This window comes from Chromobacterium paludis (assembly GCF_008275125.1).
Taxonomy (GTDB): domain Bacteria; phylum Pseudomonadota; class Gammaproteobacteria; order Burkholderiales; family Chromobacteriaceae; genus Chromobacterium; species Chromobacterium paludis.
The window spans coordinates 577,616-598,441 of record NZ_CP043473.1 but is presented as its reverse complement, the minus strand read 5'-3'; the positions used below and the strand labels follow the sequence as shown (position 1 = coordinate 598,441).

Annotated in this window: 16 protein-coding genes; 6 read left to right on the top strand and 10 right to left on the bottom strand. The window is 65.0% G+C overall.

Annotated elements, in window-relative coordinates; translation table 11 throughout:
- Positions 1-30: 30 nt before the first annotated feature.
- From FYK34_RS02735 to FYK34_RS02690, 10 genes are all read right to left on the bottom strand, one after another.
- Positions 31-741, bottom strand: a complete 711-nt coding sequence (locus FYK34_RS02735; protein ID WP_149294947.1) for an ABC transporter ATP-binding protein — start codon at positions 739-741, stop codon at positions 31-33.
- Positions 738-1,508 carry an ABC transporter ATP-binding protein gene (locus FYK34_RS02730; RefSeq protein ID WP_149294946.1) on the bottom strand — a complete coding sequence of 257 codons (771 nt, stop codon included), beginning with the start codon at positions 1,506-1,508 and terminating at the stop codon, positions 738-740. The genes FYK34_RS02735 and FYK34_RS02730 overlap by 4 nt, the downstream gene beginning before the upstream one ends.
- Before the next feature lie 2 nt (positions 1,509-1,510).
- A complete protein-coding gene (locus tag FYK34_RS02725; RefSeq protein ID WP_149294945.1) occupies positions 1,511-2,602 on the bottom strand; it encodes an ABC transporter permease subunit in 1,092 nt (363 codons plus the stop codon).
- Positions 2,603-2,618: 16 nt separating this feature from the next.
- A complete protein-coding gene (locus tag FYK34_RS02720; RefSeq protein WP_149294944.1) occupies positions 2,619-3,548 on the bottom strand; it encodes a branched-chain amino acid ABC transporter permease in 930 nt (309 codons plus the stop codon).
- Positions 3,549-4,194: 646 nt separating this feature from the next.
- The gene (gene astB / locus FYK34_RS02715) at positions 4,195-5,541 is read right to left on the bottom strand and encodes an N-succinylarginine dihydrolase (protein ID WP_149294943.1); all 1,347 of its coding nucleotides are present in this window, start codon (positions 5,539-5,541) and stop codon (positions 4,195-4,197) included.
- 10 nt (positions 5,542-5,551) lie between these two features.
- Entirely contained in the window at positions 5,552-7,012 is a 1,461-nt protein-coding gene (gene astD / locus FYK34_RS02710) for a succinylglutamate-semialdehyde dehydrogenase (protein WP_149294942.1), read from the bottom strand.
- Positions 7,012-8,055 carry an arginine N-succinyltransferase gene (gene astA / locus FYK34_RS02705; RefSeq protein WP_149294941.1) on the bottom strand — a complete coding sequence of 348 codons (1,044 nt, stop codon included), beginning with the start codon at positions 8,053-8,055 and terminating at the stop codon, positions 7,012-7,014. The genes astD and astA overlap by 1 nt, the downstream gene beginning before the upstream one ends.
- Before the next feature lie 12 nt (positions 8,056-8,067).
- Positions 8,068-9,087 (bottom strand): arginine/ornithine succinyltransferase subunit alpha, encoded by a 1,020-nt coding sequence (gene aruF / locus FYK34_RS02700; protein ID WP_149294940.1) that lies wholly within the window; start codon positions 9,085-9,087, stop codon positions 8,068-8,070.
- 127 nt (positions 9,088-9,214) lie between these two features.
- The gene (locus FYK34_RS02695) at positions 9,215-10,429 is read right to left on the bottom strand and encodes an aspartate aminotransferase family protein (RefSeq protein WP_149294939.1); all 1,215 of its coding nucleotides are present in this window, start codon (positions 10,427-10,429) and stop codon (positions 9,215-9,217) included.
- A 418-nt stretch (positions 10,430-10,847) separates the two neighbouring features.
- On the bottom strand, positions 10,848-13,481 hold the full coding sequence (locus FYK34_RS02690; RefSeq protein WP_149294938.1) for a family 20 glycosylhydrolase: 2,634 nt from the start codon (positions 13,479-13,481) through the stop codon (positions 10,848-10,850).
- A gap of 303 nt (positions 13,482-13,784) precedes the next feature.
- Here FYK34_RS02690 and entS point away from each other — a divergent pair, with 303 nt between their 5' ends.
- The 6 genes from entS (at position 13,785) to FYK34_RS02660 (ending at position 20,678) form a co-directional block, all read left to right on the top strand.
- Positions 13,785-15,050 carry an enterobactin transporter EntS gene (gene entS / locus FYK34_RS02685; RefSeq protein ID WP_149294937.1) on the top strand — a complete coding sequence of 422 codons (1,266 nt, stop codon included), beginning with the start codon at positions 13,785-13,787 and terminating at the stop codon, positions 15,048-15,050.
- Positions 15,051-15,262: 212 nt separating this feature from the next.
- On the top strand, positions 15,263-17,341 hold the full coding sequence (locus FYK34_RS02680; RefSeq protein WP_149294936.1) for a TonB-dependent receptor domain-containing protein: 2,079 nt from the start codon (positions 15,263-15,265) through the stop codon (positions 17,339-17,341).
- A 116-nt stretch (positions 17,342-17,457) separates the two neighbouring features.
- Positions 17,458-17,739 carry a DUF2218 domain-containing protein gene (locus FYK34_RS02675; RefSeq protein WP_149294935.1) on the top strand — a complete coding sequence of 94 codons (282 nt, stop codon included), beginning with the start codon at positions 17,458-17,460 and terminating at the stop codon, positions 17,737-17,739.
- 10 nt (positions 17,740-17,749) lie between these two features.
- Positions 17,750-18,856, top strand: coding sequence for an ABC transporter substrate-binding protein (locus FYK34_RS02670; protein ID WP_149294934.1), 1,107 nt, complete (start codon positions 17,750-17,752; stop codon positions 18,854-18,856).
- Positions 18,853-19,917 carry a FecCD family ABC transporter permease gene (locus FYK34_RS02665; RefSeq protein ID WP_149294933.1) on the top strand — a complete coding sequence of 355 codons (1,065 nt, stop codon included), beginning with the start codon at positions 18,853-18,855 and terminating at the stop codon, positions 19,915-19,917. The genes FYK34_RS02670 and FYK34_RS02665 overlap by 4 nt, the downstream gene beginning before the upstream one ends.
- A complete protein-coding gene (locus FYK34_RS02660) occupies positions 19,914-20,678 on the top strand; it encodes an ABC transporter ATP-binding protein (RefSeq protein ID WP_149294932.1) in 765 nt (254 codons plus the stop codon). Before FYK34_RS02665 ends, FYK34_RS02660 begins: the two co-directional genes overlap by 4 nt.
- The last annotated feature ends 148 nt before the right edge of the window (positions 20,679-20,826 follow it).

Genomic DNA, 20,826 nt, shown 5'->3' with positions numbered 1-20,826 from the left:
ACAGGGGGTCGCACGCGATAGGCTCGGCGCTTATTCGCCCAGATAGGCGTTGCGCACGCGCGGATCGTCCAGCAATTCCTTGGCGTTGCCGCTCATGGTGATGCGGCCGCTTTCCATCACGTAGCCGCGCTGCGACACTTCCAGCGCCAGCTTGGCGTTCTGCTCCACCAGCAGCATGGTCACGCCCTGCTTGGAAATCATCTGGATGATCTCGAAGATCTTCTCCACGATGATGGGCGCGAGGCCCATGGACGGTTCGTCCAGCAACAGCAGCTTGGGCTTGGACAGCATGGCGCGGCCCATGGCCACCATCTGCTGCTCGCCGCCGGACAGGGTGCCGGCCAATTGCAGGCGGCGCTCCTTCAGGCGCGGAAACAGCTCGTAGACATGCTCGATCTCGCTCTGGATGGCCGCTTTGTCATTGCGATAGTAGGCCCCCATCTGCAGGTTCTCTTCCACCGTCAGCTTGGCGAACACGCCGCGGCCTTCCGGCACCATGGCCAGGCCATGGCGGACAAAGTCATGCGAAGGGATGGTCGCCGCGTTCTTTCCGTCGAACACGATGTCGCCGCCGGACTTCTTGACCATGCCCACCAAGGTCTTCAGCGTGGTGGTCTTGCCGGCGCCGTTGGCGCCGATCAGCGTCACCAGCTCGCCCTGGTTGATGTGGAAATCCACGCCCCTGACCGCCTGAATGCCGCCATAGGCCACTTGCAGGTTTTTAACTTCCAGAATGCTCATGCGTGGGCCGCTCCCAAATACGCTTCGATGACCTTAGGATTGCGGCGCACTTCTTCCGGCACGCCTTCCGCGATCTTCTTGCCATAGTCCAACACCGCGATGCGGTCGCACAGACCCATCATCAGCTTGACGTCGTGCTCGATCAGCAGCACGGTGACACCGCCATCGCGCACCTTGCTCATCAAGGCCTTCAGTTCCTCGGTTTCCTTCGGATTCATGCCGGCCGCCGGCTCGTCCAGCGCCAGCAGCTTGGGCTCGGTGGCCAGGGCGCGGGCGATTTCCAGGCGGCGCTGGTGGCCGTAGGACAGGTTGCGCGCGCGCTCATGGGCCACATTGGCGATGCCGACGTATTCCAGCAGCTCCCAGGCCTTGGCCTCGATGGCGCGCTCCTCGGCCATGGTGCCCTTGTCGCGCAGCACAGCGCCCAGCGCGCCGGCCTTGGAGCGGATGTGACGGCCCACCATCACGTTTTCCAGCGCCGTCATTTCGGCAAACAGGCGAATATTCTGGAAAGTCCGGGCAATGCCGGCCTCCACCACCACGTGCGGTTTCTTCTGGAACAGGTCGTGGCCGTTAAACGAGAACTTGCCCTCGTCCGGCACATAGAGACCGGTCAACACATTGAACAGCGTGGTCTTGCCGGCGCCGTTGGGACCGATCAGACCATAGATTTCGCCTTTGTTGATGGTCAGGGCCACATCGTTGAGCGCGTGCAGACCGCCAAATCGTTTATGAATGCCTTCGATTTTCAGCAAAACTTCAGCCATGATTAACCTTTCTGCACTGCAGCGTCTTCACGGTCGTCGCGGAACTCCGCCTTGCGACGCTTGGACGGCCACATCCCTTCCGGACGGACCAGCATCATCACCACCATCGCCAGGCCGAACAGCAGCATGCGCGCGTTCTCCGGATCGATGAGCATGCGGCCGAAGACGCTCATCTGCAGCGGGCCGATGGTGGAGCGCAGGATTTCCGGCGCGATGGTCAGCACGACGGCGCCCAGAATCACGCCCGGGATATGGCCCATGCCCCCCAGCACGATCATGGCCAGGATCATGATGGATTCGATCAGGCTGAACGATTCCGGCGATACAAAACCCTGGAACGACGCGAACAGGCCGCCAGCCACGCCGCCGGACAAGGCGCCCAGCGCAAAAGCCAACAGCTTGATGTTGCGGATATTGATGCCCATGGCCGCGGCGGCGATGTCGTCCTCGCGCAGCGCCACCCAGGCGCGGCCGATGCGGGAGTGCTGCAGGCGCCAAGCCATGATCACCACCAGCACCGTCAGCACCAAGAACAGGTAGTAATACAGATAGACGTTGTGGAAGCTCAGGCCGAACAGCTCGATGCTCTCGCCCAGGGACACGTTGCCGATGTGGATGGGGTCGATCAGGTTCACGCCTTGCGGGCCGTTGGTGATGTTGATCGGCGCATTCAGGTTGTTCATGAAAATGCGCACGATCTCGCCGAAACCCAGGGTCACGATGGCCAAGTAGTCGCCCTTCAGCTTCAGCACCGGCGTGCCCAGCATCACCCCGCCCAGCGAGGCCAGCGCCGCGCCAAGCGGAATGGTGATGAGGAACAGCCAGTGGATGTCGAAGTGCGGCGAGCTCAGCAGCGCGTAGGTATAGGCGCCGATGGCGTAAAAGGCGATGAAGCCCAAGTCCAGCAGGCCGGCGAAGCCCACCACGATGTTCAGGCCCAGGGCCAGCATTACGTACAACAGGGCGAAGTCGATGATGCGCACCCAGGAATTGCCCAGCACGCCGCCCACCAGGAAGGGCAGCGCGGCCAGCAGGGCGGCGCAGACGGCGAACAGCGCCACTTTCTTGCCGGTGCTCAGATGATTCAGATCCATATGTCTCTCCTTCCGATCAGGCGCGGTCGGCCATTTTTTCGCCCAGCAAGCCGGACGGACGGAAGATCAGCACCGCGATCAGCACCATGAAGGCGATGATGTCCTGGTAGTTGGAACCCAGGAAACCGCCGGTCAGCGTGCCGATATAACCGGCGCCCAGGCTCTCGATGATGCCGAGCAGAATGCCGCCGGCCACCGCGCCGCCCAGGTTGCCGATGCCGCCCAGCACCGCGGCGGTGAAGGCTTTCAGACCAATCATGAAGCCCATGTAGTAGTGGGCCTGCTCATAGTTGGTGGCCACCATCACGCCGGCGATGGCGCCCAGGCCGGAACCGATGACGAAGGTGGCGGAGATGATGGTATTGACGTTGACGCCCATCAGGCCGGCCACGGCCGGGTTCTGGCTGGTGGCGCGCATCGCGCGGCCCAGCTTGGTCCGTTCCACCATCAACAACAGGCCGGCCATGATGACCAGGCACAATACGATGATGACGATCTGCAGCTTGGTGATGCTGGCGCCGAAGATGGTCACCACGTCATGGTTCAGGATTTCCGGGAAGGGGATGTAGTTGCGGCCCCAGATCAGGATGGCAAGCTGCTGCAGCACGATGGACACGCCGATGGCGGTGATCAGCGGCGCCAGGCGCTGCTTGCCGCGCAAGGGCCGGTAAGCCACGCGTTCGATGACGAAGCCGAGCAGCATGCAGGCCGGCACAGCCACCAAGAGGCCGATCAGCACCAGCAAGGGGCCAGGCAGATTGATGCCGGAATTCATCAGGGTGGTAATGACGGTGATGGTGACCATGGCGCCGAACATCACCACTTCGCCGTGGGCGAAGTTGATCAGTCCCATGATCCCGTACACCATGGTGTAGCCCAGCGCGATCAGCGCGTAGATGCTACCCAGAACGAGGCCGTTCAGGATTTGTTGCAGAAAAATGTCCACGTTTGGAGATCTCCTCTGTTTGTCTGCCGACAGCTTGCGGGGGATTTCCCTCTTCTTGACTGCTGCCTGTTTTGTCCACCTGCCGCGGGCCTAGACTTTGGCTTCTGTCCGACAGGCGAACCGATTATCACCATGTATCCAATCGACTGTCAATTGCGAACATCCGCAAAATCCACACTCTCCAAAATTCAAAAAAAATCAAACAAGTCATTGTTTTTATTAAATTTATAGAAGAATCCTTCAAATGGAAATTTTACAAGCAGCCACATTGTCGAATTCTTTGCTCTCACCCGCCGCTTTTACATTTCGGTCATAATTAGCATTCTATTTATTCACATCCGAACACGTGTCAGGCAGCATATAAGCGGTTTATGAACATAGAAGCATGAGCATTGTTCACTTGCATACAATCTACAATAGCAAACACTTTCCACAAATCTCGCGCCAATCCATGCAAAAAAATCTGTTGTGAGATGTTTTTGCCGCATGTGACATCGCTTCCACAGCAAGCAAGCCGCATGCCTATTCTCAACCTAGCCCATCGCTGCCGCTCCAGCCCAAGCGAATGCATGCATCACCGCCGCGCCCAGCAAAAAGCCCGCCCCGGCCTAGGCCGGAGCGGGCTTGGCGGACGCGCCGCGCATCATCAGCCCAGCTGGAAGGGGTAGACGCTGCCCAGGCCCAGAATCCGGGTCAATTCATCCAACGCCGATCGGCACTCCATCAACAGCTGAGGATCGGCCAGATCGGCCGGCGCCAGCCGGTCGCGATAATGGCGATCCACCCAGGCGTTCAGCTCGCCGAACAAACCATCGCTCATCAGCACGCGTGGATTCACCGCCGCCAGTTCCGCCTCGTTCAGCGCCACCCGCAGGCGCAGGCAGGCGGGGCCGCCGCCGTTCTGCATGCTTTGCTTGAGGTCGAATACCTTGATTTCGTCTATCGGTCCGCCGCTGGCGACCAGCTTTTGCAGATAGCCCCAAACCCTTTCGTTGTTGCGGCACTCTTCCGGCACCACGATCAGCATCTTGCCGCCCGGCTTGGACAGCAGCTGGCTGTTGAACAGATAGCTCTTTACCGCCTCTTCCACCGTCACCTCGGCGCGCGGCACCTCGATGGCGGTGAAGCGTCCGCCGCGAGCCGCCAGTTTGCGCGCCAGCTCGTCCAGCACCTCAGCCTGGTTGAGGAAGGCCTGCTGATGATGGAACAGCACCTCGCCGTTGCCGACCGAGATCACGTCGTTGTGGAACACGCCGGCGTCTATGGTGTCCGGGTCTTGCTGGGCGTAGACCACGCCGGCTTCCGACAAACCGTGCAGCCGCGCCACCGCCTGGCTGGCTTCCAGCGTCTGCCGCGCCGGGAACTTGGCCGGTTTGGGGTAGCGGCTGTCGAAAGCCGCCGCGCCAAACACGAAGAACTCCACGCCGGGCTGGCCGTAGCCGGCGCAGAAGCGGGTATGGTTGGCCGCGCCCTCGTCGCCGAAGTGCATCTGCGCCGGCAGCGCCTCGTGCACGGCGAAGCGGGCTTCGTCGGCGAACATGGCCTGCAACACGCGGCGCGTGGTGGGATGCTCGATCGAGCGGTGGAACTTGTTGTTCAGATTGGCCGGCGTGAAATGCACGCGGCCATCGGCGGTGTCGGCCGACGGGCTGACCGTGGCCGCGTTGGCGGTCCACATGCTGGACGCCGACGTGGCCGCCGCCAGGATGGTGGGCGCCTCCTTGGCGGCGCGCGCGATCACATCGGCGTCGCTGCCGCTGAAGCCCAGCTTGCGCAAGGACGCCACGTCGGGTCGTTCCTGCGGCGCCAGGACGCCCTGCTGGAAGCCCAGGTCATGCAGGGCCTTCATCTTCTGCAGGCCCTGCTTGGCCGCCAGCTTGGGATTGGAGGCCGCGCTGACATTGCTGGTGGACGCGACGTTGCCGAAGGACAGGCCGCTGTAATTGTGGGTGGGGCCCACCAGGCCGTCGAAATTCACTTCATAGGCGTTCATCGTCTTCCCCTCACAGCACAATGCCCGGCGACAGCTGCGCCGGCAGCGCCAAGCTGTCGCACTCCAGCGAGGCCACCGGATAGGCGCAATAATCGGCCGCGTAATAGGCGCTGGGGCGATGGTTGCCGGACGCGCCGATGCCGCCGAACGGCGCGGCGCTGGACGCGCCGGTCAAGGGCTTGTTCCAGTTGACCACGCCGGCGCGGGACTCCAGCCAATAGCGGTCGTACAGTTCGCGGCTGTCGGACAGCACGCCGCCGGCCAGGCCGAAGCGGGTGTCGTTGGCGATGGCGATGGCCTGGTCGAAGTCGGCGTAGCGAATCACCTGCAGCAGCGGGCCGAAGAATTCCTCGTCCGGGCGGACAACGGCCGTGGTGTCGATGATGCCCGGCGTCAGCATCGCCGCGCCCGCCTCCACGCGGCGCATCGTCAGCAGCGGCTTGCCGCCGGCGGCGACCAGCGCGTCTTGCGCCTTGAGCAGCGCGTCTGCGGCGGCGTTGGAAATCACCGCGCCCAGGAACGGCGCCGGTTCGGCATCGTATTTGCCTACGCGCAGCTTGCCGGCCACCTCCACCAGGCGGGCGACGAAGGCATCCCCCCACTCGCCTTGCGGCGCCAGCAGGCGGCGCGCGCAGGTGCAGCGCTGGCCGGCGGAGACGAAAGCGGACTGGATCACGTGATGCACGGCGCCGTCCACATCGGCCACCGGCCCGACGATCAGCGGGTTATTGCCGCCCATTTCCAACGCCAGAATCTTGTCCGGTCGGCCGGAAAACTGCTTGTGCAGCAGCGCGCCGGTGGCGGAGCTGCCGGTGAAGAACAGGCCGTCTATGCCGTCATGGCCGGCCAGGGCCACGCCGGTGTCCTTGGCCCCTTGCAGCAGGCCGATCACGCCGGCCGGCAAGCCGGCTTCGCTCCACAGCTTGACGGTCTCTTCGGCGGTCCAAGGCGTCAGCTCGGACGGCTTGAACACCACCGCGTTGCCGGCCAGCAACGCCGGTACGATATGGCCGTTGGGCAGATGGCCGGGAAAGTTATAGGGGCCGAACACCGCCACCACGCCGTGCGGCTTGTGGCGCAGCACTGCCTGGGCGTCGCCCATCGCCGCGGCGCGCTCGCCGGTGCGCTCGGCCAGCGCCTTCAGCGAAATGTCGATCTTGCCGACCATTGTGGTCACTTCCGTCGTCGCTTCCCACAGCGGCTTGCCGGTTTCCTGAGCGATGACGCGGGCCAGCTCGGCCTTGCGCTCGGTCAGCAACTCGCCGAAACGGCGCACCACGGCGGCGCGGGCGTCCACCCCCATCCTGGCCCAGGCCGGAAAGGCCGCGCGCGCGGCGCGCACCGCGTCGTCCACCTGGTCGGCGCTGGCGGCGCGGCCTTGCCACAGCGGCGCGTTGTCGGCCGGATTGGTCTTGGCCATGGCTTCGCCCTCGCCGGCCAGCCACTTGCCATCCATGAACAAGCTCGTCATTACGCAGCCTCCTTCGGCGTCAGCGTCACACAGCGGACGTGATCGCCATCCTGAACATTGAGCGCCTGCGCCAACTCCGGCGTCAGACAGAATTCGCCGCGCGGGGCCGCGCACTCCACCAGTACCGCGCGGTAGCCCTCCAGCGCGTCGTTGCATACCAGATAGCATTCCTTGTCGCCATCCGGCAGCGGATCGACGATGCGCGCCGGCAGGCGCTGGCTTTCCTTCACCGCTCGGATATCGCTGGTATAGGCCTGCACGGTGGGACCAGCGTCGAAAATATCAACATAGCCCTCGTAGCGGAAGCCTTCCGACTCCAGCATCGCCACCGCCGGCCGCGTGGCCTCGTGGGTCAGGCCGATCACCGCCTGCGCCTCCGGCGGCAGGAAGTCCACGTATACCGGGTGCTTGGGCATCAGCTCCGCGACAAAAGCCTTTTGGCCGATGCCTGTCAGGTAGTCGGCCTCGGCGAAATCTATGGAGAAGAAGTGGCGGCCCAGCGCCTCCCAGAACGGCGAGCGGCCATTCTCGTCGGATACGCCGCGCATTTCCGCCACCACCATCTTGCCGAACAGCTGCGGGAACTGCGCCAGGAACAGGAAGCGGCTCTTGGACAGCAGGCCGCCGTTGCGCTTGACGCGGTAATCCGGGTGCAGATACAGCGTGCACAGCTCGGAGTAACCGGTATGGTCGTTGGAGAGGAACAGCGTCTCATGGCGCGAATACACGCCCAGCTCTTCCGAGGCGTGGACGATGGTGCCGATGCGGTAGTTGTACCAGGGCTCCTTCAGGCCGACGGCGGCCTCCACGGCGCAGATGCCGGCCACGCGGCCGGTTTCGCCATCTTCCAGCACAAAGACGTAGCCATGATCGGCGCGATCCAGCTCGCCGCCGAAGGACAGCACCGAACGGGCGATGCGCTTCTGCAGCCGGTCTTCGTTGATGGGCAGGGAAGTGAGGCCTACGCCGCCGCTGGCGGCGCTCTTGGCCAGATCCATCAGGCCCGGCAAATCCTTGTGCGCTACGGGACGGATAAACATCATGGTCCGCTCTCCTTATGCTTGCTGCAAACCGGCCACGCGCACCGCGTCGCCGCTGGCGACGTTCAGCGCTTTGGCCGCGTCCGGATTGATGAAGGCCACGCCGTCGATGACGGCGACGCGGGCGGCAGTGGCGGCAAAACCAAGCAGGCGGTCATTGCTGACCAGCTGCAGGCTGGCCTGGGCCGGCAGCGAAGCCTGGATTTCCACCGGATAGGCGCGGCTGTGCTCCACCGTCCTCAGGCGGTCGATCTCCGCGGTCAGCACCGCGCCGCCGTCGAAGATGTCGAGGTAGTTGTCGGCCTCAAAACCCTCGTTGCACAACAGACGGCACACGCGCTCGAAATTGGGATGGATCTGGCTGATGGCCTGCTGCGCCTCATCCGGCAGCAAGGGCACGTAGATCGGGTAGCTAGGCATCAGCTCCGCGATAAAGGTCTTGCTGTGGCTGACGAAAGCCTGCTCCACCTGCACGAAGTCCAGATTGAAGAAGCGGCGGCCGATGGCGTTCCAGAACGGCGACTGGCCGGCGTCGTCATGGATGCCCTGCATCTCGGCGATGATGCGGCGGCCGAAGCGCTCGCGCTCGCCGGCGACGAACAGCAGCCGCGCGCGCGACATCAGTTCGGCGGCGATGGCTTCCAGGCCGCTGTCCACATAGAAGCCGCACAGCTGGGCCGTGCCGGTCAGGTCATGACAGATGTTCAGCACGTGGATGCGGTTGTGCACGTCCAGCGCGCGCGAAGCATGCACCGCGGTCTCGCTGCGGTAGCTGTAAAAAGGCTCGTCGAAACCGGCCGAGGCGCAGATGGACGCGGTGCCCACCACCGCGCCGCCATGCTCCAGCGCGAACATATAATATTCGCAGCCGGCGTCGCCGGTGGCTTCGTGCTCGAAAGCGTTGACCGACTGCTGAATGCGCTCGAACAGCTTCTCGCGGTTATTGGGCAGGCTGGTGACGCCGATGCCGCTGGCCAAGGCCAGCCGCTCTATCGCCGGCAGGTCCGAGGTGCGGACGGGACGCACAGTAAACATGGGAAATCCTCCCTGGTTGAGGCGGCCTTGCCGTATTTGGGGCGCAGCCGCGACCCGGCCAGATGCGGGGTCGTGGCTATGAAATCGTGGTCTGTGACAAACCGCGCGCCGACGGCGCGCGCTGGCCTTACTGGGCGGACAGCAGGTCGGCGATGGCGGCGTCGAGGCGCTGGAGGCCCTCGTCGATGTCCGCTTCGCTGATCACCAGCGACGGCGCCAGGCGCAGCACGCTGAGGCCGGCCACCAGAATCATCAATTGCCGCTTTTCGGCGGCCTTCAGGAAGTCGCGGGCGCGGCCGTTGTATTCATCCGTCAGCACGCAGCCGATCAACAGGCCCTTGCCGCGCACCAGCTTGAACACTTTGTGCTTGGCGTTGATCGCCTCCAGACCGGCCACCAGGCGGTGATGGCGCGCCTCCACGCCGGCCAGCAAGGCCGGATCGCTGACCAAGGACACCACCTTGTGCGCCACCGCGCAGGCCAGCGGGTTGCCGCCGTAAGTGGAGCCGTGGGTGCCGATGCCGAAGCTCTTGGCCACCTTGTCGGTGGTCAGCATCGCGCCGATGGGGAAACCGCCGCCTATGCCCTTGGCCGAGGTCAGGATGTCCGGGGTCACGCCGTATTGCTGATAGGCGTACAGTGCGCCGGTGCGGCCCATGCCGCTTTGTACTTCGTCAAAGATCAGCAGCGCGTTGTGCGCGTCGCACAGTTCGCGCGCGGCCTTGAGGAACTCCGGATCGGCCGGCAGCACGCCGCTCTCGCCCTGGATGGGCTCGATCACCACCGCGCAGGTCTTGTCGGAAATGGCCGCCTTCAGCGATTCGATATCGTTGAACTCGAAATGGCCGATGCCGGCCGGCACCGGGCCGAAGCCTTCGGTGTACTTGGGCTGGCCGCCCACGCTGACGGTGAACAGGGTGCGGCCGTGGAAGGAATTGACGCAGGACAGAATCTGATGCTTGTGCACGCCGTAGTTGTCGTGCGCGTATTTGCGCGCCAGCTTGAACGCGGCCTCATTGGCCTCGGCGCCGGAGTTGCAGAAGAACACGCGCTCGGCGAAGGTCTTTTCCACCAAAAGGCTGGCCAGCTTCAGCGCCGGCTCGTTGGTGAACACATTGGACACGTGCCACAGCTTGTTGGCTTGCTCGGTCAACGCGGCCACCAGCTCCGGATGGCAATGGCCCAGCGAGTTGACGGCGATGCCGCCGGCCAGGTCCAGAAATTCGCGGCCATCCTGATCCCATACGCGGGAGCCTTCGCCGCGCACCGGGATGAAACCGGCGGGGCCGTAGTTCTGCACCATGACTTGGTCGAAATCAGCGCGGGTTACCGAATTGCTCATTGATGGTTTTCCTTCCTTGTTCTGTCGTGTGCCGACGCCTGCTTGGGGCCGGTTTTTATAGATGCTCGGTCGATTCTATAGGATGGCGGCGCCAAATCACTATCCTGTTTGCGACACCGCTGTATAGAAAGCGCCCGAAAAATCGCAAACAGTGTTCGACAATCAGCAATAAACACACCATCAAGCAAGCCGCCATCGGAGCTTTCCGAAAGACCCGCCAGCCAAGACGACTCCCCGCAAGCCGACGGCATCCCAAAATCTCCCCGCCACGACAAGACCATACTCATGACGGACATCGCAGGCCGCGGCAAGATGAAAACGGCGGGCCTGCCGGCCCGCCATTTCCCTTCAAACACGCATTCATGCATGCCTCATGCTTTCAAAACGCAGGCAAGCGTCTTGCCCGCGCCGATGCCGCTCACTGCCCGGACACCATTTCCACCCGGCCCACGCGGCGTCCATCCTGGGTCACGCCGCGCCAGAACTTGGCCTGCGCCTGCTGGCCGGGCTGCAAGGTATGCCAGCCATGGCCGTCGGTGGAGTACTGCAGCCTGGCGCCCGGCCATTCCGTGGCGACGGCGTAGGCGCCGCTGCCCGGCTGCACCGCCGGCATGGGCAGACGGTAGGCGATGCCGGCACGCTCCAGCTTGGGCGCTTCGCGCCAGCCCAGCACGGCGGCGAACTGCTGCCAGTCCGCATTCAGCGCGGCCTTGTCCACCAGATGGGTCACGCCCAGCTGGTAGGTTTCGCCGGCCTTGTACGGCCGCTCCCACGACGCCTGATGCCAGGCGCGCTCGGCCAGGGCCAGCATGCGCGGGTAGACTCGCTGCTCGAATTCGGCGTCGGTACGGACGATTTCGCTCCAGGCCTGGCCCTGAATGCCGGCGAAGCGCGCCGGCGCGGCCGGGCTGGTGACGGAGAAGGGCTTGCCCTGGCGGTCCGGCATCACTTCGGCGTTTTGCGCCAGATTGTCCGGCGCGAAGCTGAACACCTTGTAGCTGTCGGTATCGCGCGAGGCCCAGTAGTAGCCGTGCTCGTGCGGGTTCAGCTCATACGGAAAGTCGAAGTACAGGTAATCCGGCGAGGCCAGCACCGTCTTGAAGCCCTTGTTGGCGAAGTCATTGGCCGCCTGCGCGGCGCCCCAGTACAAGGTGTCCCATTCGGTGACCAGGGTGTTGCGGGTGGCGAAATCGCCCGCGCCGGCCGCGCCGTGCACGCCGTCCTGCCAGGCGGCCATGGTCGAGATGTCCAGGGCGGCGACGATGCGGCTGGCCATCTGCGCGAACTTCAGCGGCAGCTCGTCCACGCTCTTGATCCGGCCCTGGGCGATCTGCGCCTGGCAGGCCGGCGATCGGCCCCAGGGCTTGTCCTGCTTGGCCAGGTCCACCTTGCCCTTGCCCGGGTCCGTGCCCTTGAGGTCCTGGAAGCCGCCGCCCAGCAGGATGTTCTTGGCCTCGTCGCCGCCGAAATGCCAGGTTTGCAAAGGCTGGCCGGCCTCGCGGTGCATCTGCGCCACTTCCGACACCAGCTTGGAGACGAAGCGCTGGCTGCCCGGCACGCAGGGGTTCAAATAGGTGTGGCGGTCATAAAACTGCACCGACAAGGTATGGGACTGGTCCTGCGGGTCCAGCAGACGGTATTCATTGGCCGCCTGCGGCTGGCCCGCCGCCATCAGCCTGCGGTAGCGCGCCTCCATGGACACCACCGCGGCGCGCGCGTGGGCCGGCATGTCGAACTCGGGAATCACCTCGATGAAGCGGGACTTGGCGTAACGCACCAGGTCTATGTATTGCTCGCGGCTCAAATAGCCGCCGCCGGACTGGTTGGCCGGGCCGGAGCCCAGCTGCGGCAGCAGGCAGCGGGTTTCCGTCAAGTCATGGCAGCGGCGCGCGCCGACATCGGTCAGCTCCGGCAGGCCCGGAATTTGCAAGCGCCAGCCCTCGTCGTCGGACAGGTGCAGGTGCAGCTTGTTGAGCTTGTAGGCCGCCATCTGGTCTATCAGGCGGCGCACGGTGTCGGGCTGCTTGAAATTGCGCGCCAGGTCCACCATCATGCCGCGGTATTCATAGCGCGGCGCGTCTTCCACCGTCATGGCGGGGATGGTGCCGCCGTTTTGCGGCGTCAGGCCCAGCAGCGTTTGCACGCCGTAGAACACGCCGGCCGCGTCAAAGCCCTCCACCGTCGCGCCCCTCGCGTCTATGCGCAGGCGGTAGCCGCCCGGCACCGCGATATCGGCCGGCAATTTGGCGCCCGCCACCTTGCCCGTCACCCGCGCGCCGCCGCTCTTCAGGCCCAGCTCTCTGACCCGCTCTGCCAAGGCTCGTTCGCCGTCCGCCCCCACGCCCGCCAAGCGCAGGCTCAGTCCGTCGACTCGCAATTGCCCGCTCGCCAGCTGCTGGCGCTTGACCGCCGGGATGACGCGGCCCGCCACCTGGGCGGCGCTCAGTTGCGGTCCGCGCTGGCTAAACGTTTGATAGCGCTGCTGCGACGTGGCCAGCGGCCGCAGCTCGCCGGCCGGGTTCTTCCAGTTGTCCCCGGTCAAAGGCAGCAGATAGCTGGCCTCATCGCTGCTGTCATGCCGCAGCAGGGCCGGCGCCTGGCCGTCCACCACCACATAGGGGCGCGGCAGCACGTCGCTTTCCTGCAGCATCCAGTATTCGTCTATCAGCGGCAGCTCCAGCTTCTGCCCCGGCGCCAGCCCCGCGAAGGCGGCGGTGGGCGTGATCTGGTACAGGTCGCCGGTAATGTGGCGGATGGCGAACTGCGGCGTATCCAATTTCAGAATGCGGCGGATGCTGTGCAGATAGAGGTTCCAGCCGCCGGCCGGCACCGCTTGCTCGCCGCGGTTTTCCAGTATCAGCCGGCCCTTCAGGCACAAGGCCCAGTCCGCGCCCAGGTCGGCGCAAGGCGCGCCGGATGCCGCGCCCTGGTTGCTGTCCACCGCCACCTTCAGCGCCAGGCTATGCCCCAGCGCCGCCGCGTCCGGCGCGGCCCAGGCTCCTGCCGAAAAAGCGGCCAGCACGGCCGCGCCCAGCAAATGTTTCATCCTCATTTTCTACTCCTTGCTCGTCCATCACGATGAAGCCGGCTTACCGCCCGGCACGTGGATCTCTGGTCGCAAAGAATCGCTCCTTCGCACCATTGGTATTTAATTGGTATTGACACTGGTATGCAATAGGTATTAACCGTGGCGCTTGATGCAAAGCAAATGACGCGCGCAACCATGCGGCAAGACCGCCACAAGAATGAAATTAACGATATTGATTCTCATTATCTATCAGTGCTAGCATGCGCCCCATTCCGCATGCGGCTGCGCGCCCATGCTTTCCCATCCGCAAGCCGCATCAAGCCACTCATGAAAAAAAACGCATTCCTCGTCGATTTCAGCCTGCTCCAACACAATCCGCATTTCCGCTGCATCTTCATCGCCCGCCTGATCTCGGTGTTCGCCTTCGGCCTGCTGATGGTGGCGGTGCCGGTGCAAATCCATCAACTGACCGGCTCGCCCCTGCAAGTGGGCGCGGCCATGGCGCTGGACGGCCTGGGCATGTTCGCCGGCTTGATGTGCGGCGGCGTGCTGGCGGACCGGCTGGACAGGCGCAAGCTGATCCTGCTGGGGCGCGCGTCCTGCGGCCTGGGTTTCCTCGCGCTGGCCGCCAATGGCTTTCTGACGCAGCCTTCGCTGCTGGCCTTGTACGCGGTTTCCGCCTGGGACGGCTTCTTCAGCGGCATCGGCATCACCTCCTTGATGGCCGCGATTCCGGCCATCGTCGGGCGTGAAAACCTGCCGGCCGCCGGCGCGCTGGCCATGCTGACCATGCGTCTGGGGGCCGTGCTGTCGCCGCTGCTGGGCGGCGCGGTGATCGCCGCCGCCAGCGTCAACTGCAACTACCTGCTGGCCGGCCTGGGCACATTGCTGACGCTGATTCCGCTGACGCGGCTGCCCGCCCTGCCGCCGCAAGGCGGCGAGCCTTCCCATCCCCTGCGCGCGCTGGGCGAGGGCTTTGCTTTCCTGTGGACCGACAAGGTGGTGGGCGCGGCCGTGGCCGCGGGCACCTTGCAAGCGCTGCTCGCTTCGGTGCGCGTGCTGTATCCGGCGCTGGCCGAGAACGGCTTTGGCGGCGGCGGCTTCGCCGTCGGGCTGATGTATTCCGCCGCGCCGCTGGGCGCCATGCTGGGCGCCTTCGCCAGCGGCTGGGTGGGTGGGCTGCGCCGCCCCGGCCTGGTCATGCTGACCGCCTTGCTGGCCTCTTCGCTCGCGCTCGCGTGGCTGGGCGTCGCCCGCCATCTGGCCTTTGCGCTGCTGGCCTTGGCGCTGCTTGGCTATTTCGGATCCATCGTTTCCTTGCTGCAATTCACCCTGGTGCAGGGCCGCACGCCAGACCGGCTGCTGGGCCGCGTCAACGGCCTGTGGAGCGCGCAAGACGTGGTGGGCGACAGCCTGGGCGCCTTGACCATGGGCATGTTGGCGCGCCTGCTGGCGCCGCTGCTAGCTGGCGCCGCGCTGGGCTTGGCCGTCGGCACCGCCGCGCTGGCCATGCTGGCCGGCTGCCGCCAGCTGCGCGGCTTGGACAATGGCCGACAGCAGGCCTCCCCCCAAAGCGCGGCGCAGCAAGATTAATCCTTGCGCATCAAGGCCCTGCCTTGTCGATGCCCCGGCGGCGCTGCGCAATAAACGATAATGAAAATAATTCCTATTTACAAAGCGCAATCTTGGTGCGACAATAAGTCAACCATTTGACATTAATTGCGCAGATATACCAAAAGCAGCAAGTCGTTGCCGAGCGCCTGCCAAGTGGACATTCGTTCCGTGATGAACTCTGGGTTTAGACCATGAAAAACAAACGCCTTCCTCGCCAGGGCTTCCGCTTGGCGCTGCTCTCGGCTGCCGTCTGCAGCCTGCACCTTCCCTCCGCCCATGCCGACGAAGCCGCGGCCGAGCTGCCGTCCGTCGTCGTCACCGCCTCCGGCTATGAGCAAAAGATCAAGCAGGCCCCGGCCAGCATCTCCGTCATCACCCGCGCCGAGCTGGAAAAAATGCCGGTCAACAATCTGGCTGACGCGGTGCGCAAACTGGAAGGCGTCAGCATCATAGGCGGCGACCCCAGCGACACCGACATCGCCGTGCGCGGCCTGCCGGGCGAATACACGCTGATCCTGGTGGACGGCAAGCGCCAGAACACCCGCGAAACCATGAACCGCGGCACCGGCGGCGTGCAGCCCTACCAGATGCCGCCGCTGGAAGCGATTGAGCGCATCGAAGTGGTGCGCGGCCCGATGTCCTCGCTGTACGGCGCGGACGCCATGGGCGGCGTGGTCAACATCATCACCCGCAAATCGCCCAAGGAATGGCACGGCTCGATGACGCTGGGCGGCTCCATCCCGTCCGACGCCAAATACGGCAATGCCGGCGAGACCAGCTTCTGGGCCGGCGGCCCGCTGAAGGAAGGCCTGCTGGCGCTGCAGGTATACGGCAGCAGCTATCACCGTTCCGAAAGCAGCGTGAGCTACCCTAACGTCGGCGCCGTCGGCGTGCCCGACACCCAGAACGGCAATTTCAACGCCAAGCTGTCCATCACTCCCACCGCCAATCAAGACATCGTGCTGGAAGCCGGCCACAATTCGCTCAGCTACACCAACACCCCGGGCAAGAGCGCGGCCGCCGATGACGACAAGAGCAAGGTCAGCTATCCGCGCGACAACTGGGGCATCAGCCACAACGGCCGTTGGGGCTGGGGCAAGAGCAGCCTGTCGCTGTACCAGGAATCTTCCAAGGAAGTCCGCTCCACCAACAACGTGGAAAGCCCGGTCCAGCCCAAGATCGTCAACACCACGCTGGATGGCCAGCTGACCCTGCCGTTTGAACGCAACACCCTCAAGCTGGGCATGCAGTGGCAACAGCAAAAGCTGAGCGGCGTGTCGCTGAACAATAATGTGCCGAACCAGAACTTCGCGCCCAACCCGGACCGCATCCGCGCCGACAGCTCCGCGCTGTACGCCGAGAACGAGTTCGCCGCCACCGAAAACCTGACGCTAACCGGCGGCCTGCGCCTGGATCACCAAAGCCAGTACGGCAGCCACGTCAGCCCGCGCCTGTACGCCGTCTACAACCTGACGCCCGCCGTCACCCTGCGCGGCGGCGTGGCCCAGGGCTTCAAGGCGCCCAAGCTGCGCCAGACCGCGCCTGGCTATTGCATGACTTCCGGCGGCCCGCGCGAAGTGGGTGGCGTGCTGTGCGGCAATCCCGATCTGAAGCCGGAGGAGAGCACCAGCGGCGAAATCGGCATCCGCTACGACGGCGCCGACGGCCTCAGCGGCAGCTTCACCGTGTTCCACAGCCAGTTCAAGAACAAGGTGGTCAGCTTCGATACCGGCGTCGTCTCGCCGCAAGCCGCGCCGCGCACCATCTACGTCTACGACAACGTAGACAAGGTGGACATCCAAGGCGTGGAAATGTCCGGTGCCTGGGAAGTCAACAAGCAATGGAAGCTGTCCGGCAACTACACCTACACCGACTCCCGCCGTCAGGGCGGCAAGGAAACCAGCCTGGACAAAACCTCGCTGGACGGCAAGCCGCTGGACAAGACACCGGAGCATGTGGCCAACCTGAAGCTGGACTGGACGCCGTTTGAAAAGCTGAACGCCTACGCCAACGCCACCTACACCGGCAAGTCCTACTGGGCGGCGTTCCGCAATTACGCCATGAGCGTGCGCGAGCGTCCGGCCGCCACCACCGTGGACCTGGGCCTGAGCTACCAGATCAACAAGACCTTCAGCGTCAACGCCGCCGTGCTGAACGTCAGCGACAAGATCGTGGCGGTAGACCAGTCCGCCAGCCCGGCCACGCGCAGCGGCAACTGGATGGTCGACGAAGGCCGCCGCTATTGGCTGACCCTGACCGGCAAGTTCTAAACCCCGCGCTCCCCGTCCACTCCACAACAGCGGACGGGAAGCTACGCACGGCAGTTGCCGGACCCGCCAGGTCCGCCAACTGCCTGCTCCCGTTTTAAAAGAATGGAGAAATCATCATGCTGAGCAGCCACGCCACCCTCACCACCGCCCACGCCGACAAGGTGCTGTACAAGCTGTGCAAGCACTACGCGCTGAAAGTGCCGGTGGATTTCGACGCCCATCGCGCCCATGTGCGGTTCCCCATCGGCACCTGCGACATCCAGCGCCAAGGCGACACCCTGGACATGGTGTGCCAGTCCGACGCCGCCGACAAACTGGCCAAGATCGAATTCATCATGGACGAGCACCTGGGCCTGATGGCCAAGCAGCCGGAACTTAAGCTCGATTGGAAAAAGTAAGGGACGCGCGATGAAAACCGTACTCTCCCGCCTGCTGGCCGCCGCGCTGCTGGCCGCCTCGTTCTGCGCCCAGGCCGCCGTGGTCACCGACATCGCCGGCCGCAAGGTGGACACGCCGGCCAAGGTCAACCGCATCCTATTGGGCGAAGGCCGCCTGTTCTACGCGCTGGCCTTGCTGGAAGGCAAACAGCCGCTGGCGCGCGTCGCCGGCTGGCAGGGCGATTTCCACCAGCTGGACCCGCAGACCTATGCCCAATACCAGAAACGCTTCCCCCAGATAGACCGCATCCCGCTGATAGGCAACACCAGCGAGAACTCGGTCAGCGCCGAAAAAGTGCTGGCGCTGAAGCCCGACATCGCCATCTTCAGCGTCTCCGGCCACGGCCCCGGCCTGAACAACCCCATCGTCAAGCAACTGCAGGCGGCCAAGGTGCCGGTGGTGTTCGTCGATTTCCGCAACGCGCCGCTGGAGCACACCGTGCCCAGCCTGCGCATCATGGGCCAGGCGCTGCAGCGCGAGGCGGAGGCGGAACGCTTCATCCGCTTCTACCAGGGCAAGCTGGACGCCATCCGCAAAACCGTCGCCGCCATCCCGGCGCAGCAGAAGCCCAAGGTGTTCCTGGACCTGCGCGCCGGCGCCTTCGCCAACGTCACCAGCGCCGGCAAGGGCAGCTTGGGCGAGCTGGTGGACGCGGCCGGCGGCGTCAATATCGGCGACAAGCTCATCCCCGGTGCCACCGGCGAAATCAATATGGAGCATGTGATCGCCGCCAAGCCCGACTGGTACATCGGCACCGGCAGCGCCGCGCCGGCCGACAAGACCGGCATCCAGTTCGGCGCCAACGTGACGCCCGCCCAGGCCCGGGCCTCGCTGGCGCGCGCCGCAAGCCGCAAGCCAGTGGGCGCGCTGGCCGCCGTGCGCGAGGGCCGCGTCTTCGGCGCCTGGCACCACTTCTACAACACGCCCTACCACATCGTCTTGCTGGAAGCCTTCGCCAAGACGCTGCAGCCGCAGCGCTTCGCCAAGCTGGACCCGGACGCCAGCTGGCAGCAGCTGCACCGCGATTTCCTGGCGATAGAACCGCAAGGCGTGTACTGGACCGGAGGCGGCAAATGACGGAGCACGCCCTGGCCGCGCCCGCCGCGGCCGTTTCCGCCGACTACCGGCGCAGCCTGCTGCGCCGCTCGCTGCTGATCGTCGTCCTGACCGCGCTGATCCTCGCCTCCCTGGCGCTGGACGTCACCACCGGCGCCAGCGGCCTGTCGCTGGCCGAGTTCTGGCAAACCCTGCTGCATCCGGCCGCCGCCGATCCGTCCACCGCCGTCATCGTCTGGGACATCCGCCTGCCCTACGCGCTGATCGCCGTGGCCGCCGGCCTGGCGCTGGGCCTGGCCGGCGCGGAGATGCAGACCGTGCTGCACAATCCGCTGGCCGATCCGTTCACCCTGGGTCTGCAGCCGGCCGCCGCCTTCGGCGCGGCGCTGGCCATCCTGCTCAACCTCAGCCTGCCCGGCGTGCCGGCCGCCTGGATGCTGCCGGCCAACGCCTTCGTCTTCGCCCTGGGCGCAGCCTTGCTGCTGGACGGCGTGGCGCGGCTCACCCGCATGGCGGCCAGCGGCGTGCTGCTGTTTGGCATCGCGCTGTTTTTCAGCTTCAACGCGCTGGTCTCCCTGCTGCAGTTCGTCTCCACCGCCGACGCGCTGCAAGACCTGGTGTTCTGGCTGATGGGCAGCCTGTCCCGCGCCGACTGGCCCAAGCTGGGCCTATTGTTCGCCGCCTTCGCGCTGATTCTGCCGTGGTCGCTGGCCAATGCCTGGCGGCTCACCGCGCTGCGCCTGGGCGAGGACCGCGCCGCCAGCTTCGGCATAGACGTGCGCCGGCTGCGCCTGGCGTCCCTGCTGCGCGCCAGCCTGCTCACCGCGTTGGCCGTGGCCTTCGTCGGCACCGTGGGCTTCATCGGCCTGATCGCGCCGCATATCGCGCGCCGCCTGACGGGCGAGGACCATCGCTTCTACCTGCCGGTCAGCGCGCTGACCGGCGCGGCCATCCTGTCCCTGGCCTCGGTGGCCACCAAGAACCTGATCCCCGGCGTCATCGTACCGGTGGGCATCGTCACCTCGCTGGTGGGCATTCCCTTCTTCATCGCCATCGTCTTGCGCAACGGAGGCCGGACATGACGCATCTATCGATAGCCAAGCTGTCCGTGCGCTACGGCAAGCGCCAAGTCATACACAACCTGGACGCGCCCTGTCTGGCGGCCGGGGAGGTCACCGCCCTGCTCGGCCCCAACGGCAGCGGCAAGTCCACCTTGCTGCGCGCGCTGGCAGGGCTGCAGCCCTGCGAAGGCCAAATCGCCCTGGCCGGCCGGCCGCTGGACCGCCGCCGCGGCGAGGCCGCCTATCTGCCGCAAACGCTGCCGCCATGCGTGCACCTGACGGTGTTCGAATCCTTGATGGTGGCCGGCCAGGCCACCGCCTCCGGCCTGTTCCGCCGCCATGGCGACGGCGAGGTGGTGGCGCTGCTGGAGTCGCTGGGCATAGGCCACCTGGCGCGCAGCCATCTGGACCAGCTGTCCGGCGGCCAGCGCCAATTGGTGGGCATCGCCCAGGCGCTGATCCGCGAACCGGTCCTGCTCTTGCTGGACGAGCCGCTATCCGCGCTGGACCTGAACCACCAGTTCCACGTCATGGACCTGCTGCGCCGCGAAACCCGCCGCCGCCAGATGGTAACGCTGATCGTGCTGCACGACCTGAACGCCGCGCTGCGCCATACCGACCGGGTACTCATGCTGAAGCAGGGACGCCTGGCGGCCAACGGGCGACCGGAGCAGGTGATAGACGCCGCCGCCCTGCAGGCGGTTTACGGGGTGCGCGGCCGGGTGGAGCGCTGCCCGCAAGGCGTGCCGCATATTCTGGTGGATGGCTTGGCGGCAGGCTGAGCCTTCGCCTCTAGACTGGCAAGGCCCGAGCCAAGCGCGCTTGGCTCGGGCAGAAGTCCCATCGATGCGATTTTTATTGCAATCAATACTCATTCGCATTTATGATGCGCATCATCTTCATCTACGCGGCATCAGGCCGCTCCGCAGC